Origin of the sequence: Thalassolituus sp. ST750PaO-4 (genome assembly GCF_020320405.1) — a bacterium.
Classification (GTDB): Bacteria; Pseudomonadota; Gammaproteobacteria; order Pseudomonadales; family Oceanobacteraceae; genus Venatoribacter; species Venatoribacter alkanivorans.
Genome location: NZ_JABVCB010000008.1, coordinates 406,686 through 419,973, shown reverse-complemented (window position 1 = coordinate 419,973; position 13,288 = coordinate 406,686). Strand labels below are relative to the sequence as shown.

At 52.3% G+C, this 13,288-nt stretch carries 12 protein-coding genes; 7 read left to right on the top strand and 5 right to left on the bottom strand.

Going from position 1 to position 13,288, the window contains the following annotated elements; genetic code table 11:
• Positions 1-14: 14 nt before the first annotated feature.
• Positions 15-1,370: an MFS transporter gene (locus HUF18_RS11420; RefSeq protein ID WP_225692278.1), complete on the top strand. Its 1,356-nt coding sequence runs from the start codon at positions 15-17 to the stop codon at positions 1,368-1,370.
• Positions 1,371-1,428: 58 nt separating this feature from the next.
• A complete protein-coding gene (locus HUF18_RS11415) occupies positions 1,429-1,860 on the top strand; it encodes a thiol-disulfide oxidoreductase DCC family protein (protein WP_225692277.1) in 432 nt (143 codons plus the stop codon).
• A gap of 123 nt (positions 1,861-1,983) precedes the next feature.
• On the opposite strand, the gene HUF18_RS11410 is transcribed toward HUF18_RS11415, so the two are convergent.
• Entirely contained in the window at positions 1,984-3,645 is a 1,662-nt protein-coding gene (locus HUF18_RS11410; protein ID WP_225692276.1) for an AMP-binding protein, read from the bottom strand.
• A gap of 263 nt (positions 3,646-3,908) precedes the next feature.
• Here HUF18_RS11410 and HUF18_RS11405 point away from each other — a divergent pair, with 263 nt between their 5' ends.
• The 5 genes from HUF18_RS11405 to HUF18_RS11385 all read left to right on the top strand — a co-directional run bounded on the left by HUF18_RS11405 (position 3,909) and on the right by HUF18_RS11385 (position 8,212).
• Complete coding sequence (locus tag HUF18_RS11405) at positions 3,909-4,913, top strand: AraC family transcriptional regulator (RefSeq protein WP_225692275.1); 1,005 nt, start codon at positions 3,909-3,911, stop codon at positions 4,911-4,913.
• An 871-nt stretch (positions 4,914-5,784) separates the two neighbouring features.
• A complete protein-coding gene (locus HUF18_RS11400) occupies positions 5,785-6,654 on the top strand; it encodes a hypothetical protein (protein ID WP_225692274.1) in 870 nt (289 codons plus the stop codon).
• A gap of 48 nt (positions 6,655-6,702) precedes the next feature.
• Positions 6,703-7,065 (top strand): hypothetical protein, encoded by a 363-nt coding sequence (locus HUF18_RS11395; protein ID WP_225692273.1) that lies wholly within the window; start codon positions 6,703-6,705, stop codon positions 7,063-7,065.
• A 78-nt stretch (positions 7,066-7,143) separates the two neighbouring features.
• Positions 7,144-7,446, top strand: coding sequence for a hypothetical protein (locus HUF18_RS11390; RefSeq protein ID WP_225692272.1), 303 nt, complete (start codon positions 7,144-7,146; stop codon positions 7,444-7,446).
• Between the two features lie 280 nt (positions 7,447-7,726).
• Entirely contained in the window at positions 7,727-8,212 is a 486-nt protein-coding gene (locus tag HUF18_RS11385) for a hypothetical protein (protein ID WP_225692271.1), read from the top strand.
• A gap of 68 nt (positions 8,213-8,280) precedes the next feature.
• On the opposite strand, the gene HUF18_RS11380 is transcribed toward HUF18_RS11385, so the two are convergent.
• From HUF18_RS11380 to HUF18_RS11365, 4 genes are all read right to left on the bottom strand, one after another.
• Entirely contained in the window at positions 8,281-9,462 is a 1,182-nt protein-coding gene (locus tag HUF18_RS11380; protein ID WP_225692270.1) for a thiolase family protein, read from the bottom strand.
• 137 nt (positions 9,463-9,599) lie between these two features.
• Positions 9,600-10,748, bottom strand: coding sequence for an acyl-CoA dehydrogenase family protein (locus HUF18_RS11375; protein WP_225692269.1), 1,149 nt, complete (start codon positions 10,746-10,748; stop codon positions 9,600-9,602).
• Positions 10,749-10,755: 7 nt separating this feature from the next.
• A complete protein-coding gene (locus tag HUF18_RS11370; RefSeq protein WP_145469639.1) occupies positions 10,756-11,517 on the bottom strand; it encodes an SDR family NAD(P)-dependent oxidoreductase in 762 nt (253 codons plus the stop codon).
• Between the two features lie 287 nt (positions 11,518-11,804).
• Positions 11,805-13,193 (bottom strand): DsbA family protein, encoded by a 1,389-nt coding sequence (locus tag HUF18_RS11365; protein ID WP_225692268.1) that lies wholly within the window; start codon positions 13,191-13,193, stop codon positions 11,805-11,807.
• Positions 13,194-13,288 lie beyond the last annotated feature (95 nt).

The following is a 13,288-nucleotide window of genomic DNA, read 5'->3' as shown; positions in this document are numbered from 1 at the left end:
TGAGAAGACTATTTATGTCACAGACCGTCATATCCCCGGCTCAGGCTGTCCCGATACCGGCCCCCGCAACATCCGCAGAATTGCCGCCAACACAACAAACCTCAGCGCTCAGTCTGATTATTATCTGCGTTCTGGTCGGCCTGAATCTGCGCCCGGCACTGGCGGCCATCGGCCCGGTTGTAACCCTGCTGCAACAGGATACCGGGTTGAGCTTCAGCGGTGTTGCCTGGCTGACCCTGCTGCCGGTACTGGCGATGGGTATTGGCTGCTTTGTTACCTTATGGCTGCGCCGCCATATCAGCCTGGCGCACTTAATTCAGGGCGCTTTAGCCTTGTTACTGCTTGCCAACCTGCTGCGTCTGATCGACGCCGGTAGCCTGAATTCCGCACTATTACTGCTGACCGCATTACTGGCCGGCTCCGGTATTGCCGTTATTCAGGCAACACTGCCGATTGTGATTAAGTCGCTGGCCAGCGACAGTGCCAGAATTATGGGGTTTTATGTCAGTGCCATTATGGCGGGTGCGGCGTTAGGCGCAGGCCTTACTCCTTTTCTGGCGCAGTGGCTGGCCAGCTGGCGCGCCGCTCTGGCTTTCTGGGCGGTGCTGGCGGTGGCAGCATTCGTGGCCTGGATACGCTGGACAGCACGGACACAAATTCAGCCTGCGGCAACGTCCGCTGAACCACAGTCAGCAACAGACGCTGAAATACTCTCTGCACGCCCGGCTGCCCAGAGCTTCAACCGTTACCGGCTTATGTCATTAGTGGCGACCTTCAGCATGGCAGCCGCGGGCTATGTATGCGTACTGGCCTGGTTGCCGCCGTTTCTGATTGACCTTGGCTACAGCAACACAGAATCCGGATTAATGCTGGGTTATCTGACCGCAGTGGAAGTGATTGCCGGATTACTCTTTCCGGCCTGGGCTGCAGGCAGCCCCGACCGCCGCCGGGTATTGTTCAGCGTGCTGATATTATCCATCGGTGGTTTTATCTGGCTGGCGTATTTTCCGCTGACAGGTGCAGTGCCGTTGCCTTCTGCAGCATTCACCCTGGCATCAATGCCCATAGTGCTTATCCCGCTGACGCTGCTGGGACTGGGTATTGGCGGACAATTTCCGATGATTATGATCGTTACTATGGATCATCACCCGGATGCTCAACAGGCGGGTTCATTAATCAGCAAAGTACAGGGATACGGCTACAGCCTCGCAGCAATTACGCCGTTAATAATGGGAAGTGTGCGCGATCAGCTGGGTAATTTCAGCTCAGCCTGGCTGGCTCTGGCTATTATGTATGCTGCCGCCTTGCTGCTGTGCAGCCGTTATAACCCGGTGCGTTATGCACAGCTGCGTCAGGTAAAAGGGCGCTGAAAGTATCGTCTTTTTCTATTAATATCGAAGCCTCCGCCAGCAATATCAGGGAAAACCAATGCCCGAACTGACGTTGTTCTACGATGGCTACTGCCCGCTTTGTGTACGCGAAATGAAGCATCTTACCCGGCTGGATACCGCCGGGCAGATGCAACTCGTCGATATCCAGAGCGATGATTTCAGCCAACACTGGCCGCAGGTTAATAAAGCAGAAGCCAGCCGCATCTTGCTGGCCGTGCAGGACAACGGTGAATGGTTACGCGGCCTCGATGTTACTCATCGCGCCTGGCAACTGGTCGGCAAGGGCTATTGGATTGCGCCCTTACGCTGGCCGGTTATCCGCTTGCTCGCCGATCAGGTTTACCTGTGGTTTGCCCGCAACCGTTACCGGATTTCCGGCTGGCTGACCGGCCAGCAGCGGTGTGAGGCCTGTGCGATTAGTGGCTGTGATATTGCGGAAAAAAAGCAGAGCATGAAGCTGGATAAGTAATAGCAGCCCCTGCGCGGACTGGGTTTAGCGATTGATTCAAAGCCAATGCAGGGCTTGGCTGAGTAGCCGCTGCAGCAGCTACTTAACAGCATCGCAGGGAGCCGGAGCCCCGGCTCAGAACACTCACCCCACAACAGGCTGTTTAGCCTCATCCTCGGCCTGCTTACGCAACATAAAACGCTGAATTTTTCCGCTGGAGGTTTTCGGCAGCTCAGCAACAAATTCAATCTCACGTGGGAAGGAATGGGTCGACAGGCATTTACGCACATGCTGCTGTAATTCTTTCGCCAGCACCTCATCGCTGAAATATTCCGGGCGCAACACCACATAGGCTTTAACAATGGCACCACGCTCGGCATCGGGTTTACCCACGACCGCGCTTTCAATCACTGCCGGATGTTCGAGCAATGCACTTTCAACTTCGGCCGGGCCGATACGGTAACCGGCGGAGGCAATAATATCGTCGTCGCGGCCGGTATAAGAATGTGAGCCGTCTCCATTGCTGACAACCACATCGCCAGTCAGATAATACTGACCTTTATAAGGTTTTTTCGCATCGCCCATATAGCCCTGAAAAAAGAACAGCGGCGAGTTATCCATATCCACCGCCAGCTCGCCGGTTTCCCCGGGCGCCACTTCTTTGCCATAAGGGTCAAGCGCAACCAGACGATAGCCGGGAATCTCATACCCCATGCTGGCATCACGGTGCATATGATCAAACTCGTGAAAATTCGCCGAGGTCATACCGGTTTCGGTCTGGCCGTACTGATCACACACACGGCAATTCAGCATGCGCTGTGCCCAGCTGACAATTTCCGGATTCAGCGGTTCACCGGCACTGCTGGCTACGCGCAGATTAATCTCCGGATAGTTTTTTAATAAATCATCATTAGCTTTTAATAAACGATACGCCGTTGGTGCCGCCGCCAGATTGGTAATGGCGTATTTACGTAAAAATTCAAACGTATTGTCGGCAGTAAATCCGGCTTCGTTAAAATGAATGGTCGCACCCAACTGCAGCGGCGCCACAATGCCGTAATACAAACCATAGGCCCAGCCAGGATCGGCAACGTTCCAGAATTTATCGTCGGCACGCAAACCCACGGCGTATTTCATATACATATGAAAGGCCATTAATGCCCGCGCCGGAACCACCAGACCTTTGGCTTTGCCGGTGGTGCCGGAGGTAAACATCTGCAGCATCGGATCATCGGCACCAATTAAAACCGGTTCAAAGCGGTCTGATTGCCTGGCCAGCTCGGCTTCAAACAGAAAATCCGGCTTACCCGCCACAACATCGGCGGAATCCGCGACCAGCATGCTGGGTGGCAAGCCTTTAACATCGGCCAGCTTGGGCCACTGTTCCGGATTGGTAATAATCAGCTTACTTTGCGCCTGTTCAAGACGGTATTCGATTGCGCCGGAACCAAACGCGGTAAACAATGGCTGATATACTGCACCGGCTTTCAGAGTACCGAGCACACAAATGAGTAATTCCGGGGTGCGTGGCAACAGACAAGCCACACGATCGCCGGGGCCAATGCCCTGAGCTTTAAGAAAACCGGCAAAGCGCGCCGCACGCTGCTGCAGCCCGGCAAAGGTAATTTCGCCGGTTGAGCCATCAATACGCTCGTAACGCAGGGCAACCCGGGTTGGATCTCCGGCATGGCGGTCGCAGATTTCGGTGCAGACATTAAGACCTTGGTCGAAGTCAGCACAGAACTGCTGTTTGAGAGAATCGACAGAAAAACCGCTGACGAAGGCGTCATAGCTCATAGTGTGCATAGTGCTTTACCCTGTTGTTCTTGTTGTGCGCATCATTGTTGTCTGCGCGGGCGTTTATCAGGGCCTGTTTAAATAGTGTCGACAGGCCCTGACATGCGATTCACCCATGCTAAGACAAGGCAGGCGACAAACAGAATGACAGGATTAAGCAGATAACTTAACAACTTTTGCGCACAGCCAGAGTGCTGATGCCAGGCAAGCCGCTCAGTCCAGACACCCGGGCCAGACACTGGTAAAAACAACGCAGGACAGCCGATATCGCTATGCAAAATCTGACCTTCTCTTCACATTATGCCCGCGCTGCACTCTACGGACTGGAACAGAAAAAAGGCGATTGCTCGGCCCTGCTGCAGGCGAAGAATATTGACCCCAACCTGATCCGCGAGCCACTGGCGCGTATTCCTACCGACCAGTTTGTGCGTCTGTTTCGCCTGATCTGGAAAGCGCTGGATGACGAGTTTATGGGCCGCACTATCAACCCCTGTAAGGTCGGTCATTTTCATCTTATGGGGTCACTGGCGGTACACGCGAATAATCTCGAAGAAGTGCTGCGCGAAAGCATCCGCTGTTACCGTTTATTTACCAACGAAATAGAAATCAGCCTGAACCTCGATGGCGATGATGCCGAACTGAGCCTGACTCATCATAATCCGCAGCTCGACCCCGATGCTTTTTTGGTCGAATGGTTATTACTGGTCTGGCACCGCCTGACCGGCTGGCTGATTGACCGTAAAATTGTGCTCAGCCAGGCCACGTTCACACACGCCCTGCCACCGCATTTTGATGAATACCGTTTTGTATTTCCCACCCGCTGTTTTTTTGGCCGCGAGCGCAACAGCCTGTTTTTCAGTAAAAACCTGCTTTCTATGCCGGTGGTGCGCACACCCGCCGAGCTGGATGAATTTATTAATAATTCACCACGTGACCTGATTGTCTGGACCGATGAAGACGACAGCATCACCACCCAGGTGCGCCGCCTGCTTGAAGCCGGCAATACCAGCAGCCTGCCGAACCTCGACTGGGTGGCCGAGCAACTGCACATGACCTCCTACACCCTGTGCCGCAAATTAAAAGCCGAAGGCAGCGCCTATCAGAAAATTAAAGATAACCTGCGCCGCGATCAGGCCGTGGTAATGCTGACCCGGCAAAACCTCAGTATTGCTGAAATATCCAGCCAGCTTGGTTTTGCCGAACCGGGAGCGTTTTCACGCGCGTTTAAAGGCTGGACCGGGGTGAGCCCGTTGGCGTACCGGCAGCAGGATCAATAAAGGAGGCGCTGCGCGGGCTGGCTTTTGGGCTGCCGCCTGCCCCTGTAATCGGCTCGCTACTGCGCTCTGCGTAGTAGTGGCTGCCACTTTGTTGGTTCTGGAAATGATTGTGCTCTGAGTTGTAGCCGCTACGTGGGTTGGTTTTTGGGCTACCGCCCTATGACCTCTTTGAGGGGTCTTACCCTCACTCCGGTCGAACGCTTACTCCTGACCGCTATGGATGGGGAAATGCAGGTTTTTCAGGAGCAAAAACCATCAATCACGCAACGCCCGATATAACACCAAACATCGCACTGTGGGAGCGGATCTTATCCGCGACGGAAACAGCCCTACATTCACTCTCATATGCAGAGTGGGCACTACCCACCAAAAGGCCTGAACCGAAGACCGCTGAATAGTAACTTTTGTAGGTATCTGAAATTTACCCACAAAGCTTCGTATGTAAAGAAACAGTGGAACTATATACAGTATATTTCCGAGTTATACGCAAATCAGGCATGCTTTACATTCGTACTTGCTCGCTTTGCCAGAGGGTAGTAACTTAAACGTCAAATGAATCAACAGTTTGCAAACTGCTAGTTAATACAGCTGCCTTCTGAACCTGAATTAACAGGTGTGCGCGTTTTTCTTGAAGGAATTTAAGAAAGGATCAACGTCGAGGGAACGCTTTAATTTTTCCATAGAAATTTTATTAACAGATTTGATGTGGTGCGCCCGATTGGTCGCAAAAGAAAAGAGAGCTACTAAAACGTGGTCAAACAAATCAAGAATTTAAGGCTTAACAAGGCCAGGCACCGCGACGGCTTTTCCGTTACGGCTTTGCCCCCCACTAAAAAGCCGCGCATGCTGGCGGCGTTAGCAGAACAATTTAATGGATAAAGCCCTAGAGCTAAAAATCAGTATACATAATGGTCTCTCGATTTCGAGAAGTGAGGCATTACAGCTGCTTGCGCAGTCAGAGCTTGTAAAAAAACTCACACGAGATTGGAGCGATGACCCGCTTTTCTATGTATGGAGACTCATTGCGTTGAGTGAGATACCTTTTGCCCAGCACCTTGAATATACCAGCAAGCTAATTGAACAGGTCTTTGAGAAGCTTGCAACTCCTTTTGGTTTCTCGTTAAGCGGTGATGAAAAGTATTTTCTCCCCTGTTACAACGCCATGCTGGTCTCTGCGATGTGCAGACTAGGCCAATCCAAATCAGATCACGTGTTGAATGGTGTTGAGTGGATTACTACATATCAACCAATGGATCGCGGACGATCAGTAACAATACCAAAATTTAATTTTGATAGATTTGGCGGTTGTTTTAAACCTACACCTTGTTACATTGGAGTCGCCAAATCCGTATTTGCATTATTTTCTTATAGGGAAGCGACTGGAGATACAGGTGTTAACGAAAAATTGGAGCAAGGTACAGAGTACTTACTTGAACATGAACTGGTAAGAAAGCGTAGCGATGGTACACCGATTACCCGACATATCATGGATATTTCATTTCCTGAGTCTTATCACCTGAATATTGTTGAACTGATTCGATTTGCCGGTAATGCCGGCCTTTTGGATGATCCAAGAAGCCAATACGCAATACGTTATTTGGAGACAAAAAAAGGAAAACCGGGTTGGGTAAGGGATTTTCGTTACAGAGCTAACGGATACACTACCTTTGATGATGGTAGAAGAACAGGTGATTGGGTAACTTATATAATTAATAGCGCATTAAATGGACGACCATGCTAACAAAGCGCTGCACCGGACAAACCGGTGAACGCACGTCAGGAGTGATCGATGGAATACTATATAGAGCATAAGAGGGAGCTAACAGAGGAGGAGAAAATAATCCTTCGTCGAGTGCTTTCAAATCCTTCACATGGCTCTTATGCAAACCAAATCGATTCGCTAGTAATAGTGGCTCGCTGCGGCTGCGGCAAGTGTCCCACGATTCTTTTTGGTCAAAAATTTGAGAATATTCCAGTTCCAGATGGTAAAGATATTGTGCAATATCAAGGCATAAATTCAGATGGTGAAGTCGTAGGTGTAACAGTCATGGCCTTGGCAGGCAAGCTAACTGAGCTGGAGGCGTCATCTTTTTCAGGCGGAGATATCAATTCATGGCCTCCAGTTAAAGATCTGGTGGCAGTAAATGTATAAAAATTTCTCCGGCTCAAAGCGCGACTTCCACCAGAACTCGATTCGTTCACCCATACTCGTGGCATGATAAGGTAACTTATGAACTTTGACCAATTGCCACTCCATGATGCTCCCTTGTATTCGATAGCTTACACATGGCAAGAACATTCATTACGTATTGAGCTGGCGGCATTTATAAACAACCAACAAAGAGCCATTCCTTATATATTGCAATTTAATGGAGTTAAAGGATTTGAATTATCCCATGAAGAACCTTGGGGACCATCAGATTTTATCAATGAAGTTGAATGTAACAATGGAGAATATAAAATTAAAATGCAAAGCGGTGACATTTTATTGATAAAAGCTGATAGCTATGACTTTAATCCGGTTCAACAATAGCCAAGCGTCAACGTAGACTACCTACTGCAAGTTTTCTTACTGGCAATAACTCCAGCATTTTTTCTGCGAAGAAATCTCTGCATTCTCCTGCCGTTTACTCAGGTTTTACGGGTCCCCTACCTACCCCTACGACCACTCCTGCCATAACAACAGCTTTGTATTTTTAAGCCCCCTTCGCCGATATCTGTGTATAAAAGCGGCATCAGAATTAAGAGTACGATTCTGCCTGCATAATTTCAGGCAGGAGATCCCCGAAAAATATCATCGATACGGATATTGAATGGCCAGACTACTGATTTTAGCAACCTCAGTCCTGCAGTTATCCGCCTGCTCTCAGGTTGAGAAACAGGTTGCAGATACTGAAGCTGCTGCACAAGTGCAGAGTATTCCTGAACCGCCTACCTGGAGGTTTCCCGATATTATGGAAGCCGCCCGTGAGCTGGTTCCCCTGAGTATCGAAGGCAAGCCTTTTAACCGCCATGGTTTTGCATATCCCATAGAGGAACTGAAGCAGCTGGATGTTAAAAACATGAGCGCCGCTGAGCTGCAGAATTATGCTGATGTTACAGCCCATGCTTACCCGGATGCACTGGGCCGGCAGATTGCGGATGAGTGCGACAGCACAGAGGCGGATGAATTAAGTAACCGTGCGATTGCGACCGTGGCCTATGTGTCACTCAATGCCATTGATGCCGGTATTCGTTCTGAAGCAGCCGCCTGTCTGGCACGTGTTCAGGCCGATTTACAACGTCAGGAAAGCCACTGACCTTTATCAGTGGCTTTAAGGCTGTTACTTGCAGAGTATGGCCTCCTGCCAAACCGGATAAACCCTGCTCACAGAATCTCGACAGCCACCGCCGTGGCTTCGCCACCACCAATGCAGAGAGAGGCCACGCCTTTTGTCAGGCCACGCTGTTTCAGTGCATTAATCAGGGTAACCACGATACGTGAACCGGAAGAACCAATCGGGTGGCCAAGTGCGCAGGCACCGCCATTGACGTTTACATTATTCTCATCCAGCCCCAATTCCTGAATCGCCAGCAGGCTGACAACGGCGAAGGCTTCGTTAATCTCGAATAAATCCACCTCGGCACTGCTCCAGCCAGCTTTTTCCAGTACCTTTTTTATTGCGCCGATAGGCGCCAGGGTAAATTCCGCCGGTAATTGCGCGTGGGTTGCGTGGGCAACGATGCGTGCCAGTGGTTGCAGGTTTTTCTGCTGCGCGTAGGCGCTGCTGGTCAGTACCAGCGCCGAAGCACCATCGCTGATGGAGCTGGCGTTGGCAGCAGTAATAGTACCATCTTTTTTAAACGCCGGTTTCAGCGTCGGGATTTTTTCCGGGCGGGCTTTGCCCGGCTGCTCATCAACGTCGATCAGGGTATCGCCGTTACGGTCTGATACCAGCACTGCCGCAATTTCCTGTTCAAAATAGCCGTTTTTAATCGCCGCCAGCGATTGGTTAAGTGAGCGGATGGCGAAGTTATCCATGGCTTCGCGGCTGATGCCGTATTCATCGGCACTGCGCTGGGCAAACACGCCCATCAGGCCGCCTTCGTAGGCGTCTTCGAGGCCATCAAAAAACATGGAGTCAATAACCTGGCCGTGCCCCATGCGCATACCGGCACGCGCTTTGGGTAATAAATACGGTGCCTGACTCATATTTTCCATACCGCCGGCAATCATCACGTTATTGCTGCCCGCCTTAATCTGATCGTGGGCCAGAATAATCGCCTGCATACCGGAGCCGCACATTTTATTCACGGTCGAGCAGCCTGAGCTGTCGGGAATTCCCGCCGCACGTGACGCCTGACGCGCCGGGGCCTGACCCAGTCCGGCCGGTAACACACAGCCCATAATCACTTCGTTAATCTCATCCGGGCTCAGGCCCGCACGCTCTATCGCAGCGGAAATAGCCACCGCGCCTAATTGCGGTGACGGTACACTGCTTAATTCGCCCAGCATAGCGCCCATTGGGGTACGGGCTGCCCCACAAATAACGACGTCATTATTGTGCATAGTTTGCTCCGGATTTTTTGGGCTGACGATCCCTGGATAAATATTATTGCCGGATGGTCAGCCGCTTTTGTTTATATATCGGGGTTTATCTGAGTTGCTGCTCTGCGCTGTGGCTTTATCAGCTGCTGCCTGAACTGCTATTTTCCTAACAGGGAACGGGCAATCACTTCTTTCATAATTTCTGACGCGCCGCCGTAAATACGTTGCACACGGGCATCGGTAAAGGCGCGGGAAATCGGATACTCCGAGGTGTAGCCATAACCACCAAATAATTGCAGGCAACCATCGGCTACGCGAAACTGCATTTCGGTGGCGCTGTATTTCGCCATCGAGGCGGTAGCGGTATCCAGCTCACCGGCGCTGTATTGGCCAATACACTGGTCAATAAAGGCTTGATTAACGCGGTATTCGGTTTCCATTTCAGCAATGCGGAAACGGGTATTCTGCAACTGGCTGAGTTTCTGGCCGAATAATTCACGCTCGGTGGTGTAGGCGACGGTTAAATCCAGTGCGCCACGGGCGGCGGCACAGGCCAGCGCACCAATCACCAGACGCTCGCGTGGCAATTCGCGCATCAGGTAAACAAAGCCCATGCCTTCTTCGCCCAGTAACGCCGATGCCGGAAGGCGGATATTGTCGAAAAACAATTCAGAGGTATCGCCGCAATGCTGACCGATTTTTTCCATATTGCGGCCGTGGCTGAAGCCTGCAAGCGTCGTGTCGACCAGAAATAAACTGATGCCTTTGGCACCGGCAGTCGGATCGGTTTTCGCCGCCACAATCACCAGTCCGGCGTGCTGGCCGTTAGTAATAAAGGTTTTTGAACCGTTAAGAATATAATGCTCGCCGTCTTTTTTTGCCGACGCACGCATGGCCTGTAAATCGCTGCCCGCGCCAGGTTCGGTCATGGCGATGGCACCCACGATTTCACCGCTGGCCATTTTCGGCAACCACTGCTGTTTTTGCTGCTCGCTGCCAATATGCTGCAGGTACGGCGCAACAATATCGGAATGCACCATCACATTGGTCGCCAGTGCGCCAAAGCCCATGCGCGCCAGCTCGGCACCGACCACTACGGAATAATCGAAAGGCACGCCGCAGCCGCCAAATTCTTCCGGCATATCGACACATAACAAACCCGACTCACCCAGAGTGCGCCAGATTTGTGCCGGTACAATGCCGTCTTTTTCCCACTGCTCATAATGCGGAGCAACTTCGGCTTCGAGCAGGCGCGCTACGTTGTCGCGGAACAGTGCGCGTTCCTGAGGTTCTTTAATAAAGCTCATGCTGCTCTCACTTCGGTGCCATGCGCAGAGCGCAATCCAGACGGATAACTTCGCCGTTCAGAATCGGATTTTTAACCATCTGATTCACCATCATGCCGAATTCCTCCGGACGGCCAAGACGCTGCGGAAATGGCAGTGTCGCCGCCAGGCTGTCCTGCACTTCCTGGGGCATACCGGCCATCATCGGTGTCATAAACAGGCCCGGAGCAATGGTATTGACGCGGATACCGCTGCGCGCTAATTCACGCGCCGATTGCAGCGTCATCGCCACCACACCACCTTTGGAAGCGCTGTAAGCCGCCTGACCAATCTGGCCTTCGTAAGCTGCCACTGACGCGGTGCAGATAATAATGCCGCGTTCGCCATCGGCATTGGCTTCGCGCTCCATCATCTCGGCCGCGGCCAGACGCATAATATTAAAAGTACCCACCAGGTTGACCTGAATAACGCGGTTAAAAGCATCCAGCGCCATTGGCCCTTCGCGGCCAACAATTTTTGCCGCCGGAGCAATGCCGGCACAGTTCACGGCAATGCCACACAGGCCATGAGCTTCGCGTGCGGTTTTAAAAGCGGCCTCAGCACTCTCGGCCGACGACACATCACAGCGTACAAAAATACCGCCGACTTCTTTGGCCAGCGCTTCGCCCCGCTCTTCCTGTAAATCGAAAATCGCTACCCGGCAACCTTCGGCGGCCAGTGCGCGTACCGTGCCTTCGCCCAAACCTGACGCGCCGCCGGTGACGATGGCGGCTACATTATTAAATTCCATGACATGCCTCTTGTTATTAGTTGTTATTAATTTTCCTGACTGGAATACCCGTTAACGGGTTATACGATGAATAAACAGCGGAGTTCAGTGTGACGCAGCTTGGCTGGGCAAACCATGACAAGATTGCGCAGGAAATTTGGCAAAAAAAAGCAGGGAGAGAGAGTTGTCGCTGTGGGGGTGCTCCATAGCCGCCGCGCGGTCAGCCCAAAAGCCAGCCCGCACAGCGGCTACTCATCAGAACCAAGTATTTCCATAGAAGAGATTACAAAAGCTATTCCGCGCAGGGGTTACTCAACCGCCCCGGCTTGTCTTAACGCCCGCTCTATCACAAAAATCCTGTCCTGCCCCCACACCGCCAGCTCGCCATAACGCATACTGGGCACGCCCCATAACCCATAACTGATCATTTCCTGGCGGTTGGCTTCGGCCCAGTCCTGCCAGTGTGTACGCCAGTCATCACGCTGCAGAATGGCCTGAGCGTCAGGCCAGTTAAGGCCGGCGCGCTGAACGATAAGGCGCATGCCGGAGTCAGTTTCGGCCAGTACACCTTCGCTGTTAACCGCGCGGGAAAAACTCAGTAAATAGTCGGCGGCTTTGCCCTGCTGCTGCGCCCAGGCGAACAGGCTGTAGCAGCGTTCCACCCCGGCACCGAGCGGGTCGGCAACATAGCCGTACGCAATACCGCGTTTGCGTGCTTCGCGCTGGGTGTCGGCGAAGATGTACCATTTTTTCAGCGCCGGTACTTTCAGCCCGCGCATCAGCATGGGCAATACCGGTTTAATCATTAATGGCTGGCGGTAGTGCTGTGCCAGTTGCAGCATCTGTTCCAGCCCCAGATGGCTGTAGGGGCTGCGCGCGGAAAAATACAGCACCAGCGGCTGGTTTTCTGCAGGAGGAATATCAGCAACAGGATGGCAGCAGAAGTCGCGCCAGGTGCGGTTAAATTCCATCAGGGTGCCATCGGCCTTTTGTAAGCCCAGATCGCGCAGACGCTGCTGCAGATGATCGAGACGATCCAGCCCCCAGTACCATTCGCCTTCGTAATACAGCGTTGCGCTGAGGTAATGCCCCAGTTGCTGCAGGCGTTGTTCATTGCGGCGCAGATGCTCATTCAGGTCGTGATTGAGCAGCGGATAACTGTCCAGCACCCGCGTATCGTCGTACCAGTAAGCGCGGAATACCTTTTCTACCGCCTGCCAGTCGGGCTGGCCGCGACGCTCCAGCAATAGCAGCTGGGCACTGGCCTGTAAGCGGCGCATCGCGCGCTGCTGGCTTTGCTGTTGTCGGCGTTGTTGTGGGTTTTTTTGTTGTGAATCCGGCAATTCCTGTGATGGATAATCCAGCCCATACAGCCCGGCCAGATAACCGGCATCTTTAAAGGCATTGCTGTGCCACAGCGCAGGCTCGGGGTACATATCGTCCTGCAGCTCCAGCACGGTAAAGCAACGCACGCTGACGCCATAATGCTGCTGAAAATCCGCCAGTATCTGTACCAGCAGATAGCTGTAAGGGTCGTCGATGCGCAGAAAAACCTGTATTTCATGCGGGCGATTGGCCAGCAGCCTTCGACCTTCACGCCAGCGGCGGCGCAAAGCCAGTAAACCGGGCTGACTGAGTAAGCGCGCGGCCTGTGCCTGCAGACGGGCGCGTAGGAAAAGCGTCGGTATTAGTGTCATTGGGATTCTTATTGTTATTCGATGCTTTATACTAAACCTCCGTGTCAGACATGTCAGGTCTGTTTCCTGACTCCTTGTACGACCATCAGTGCGCT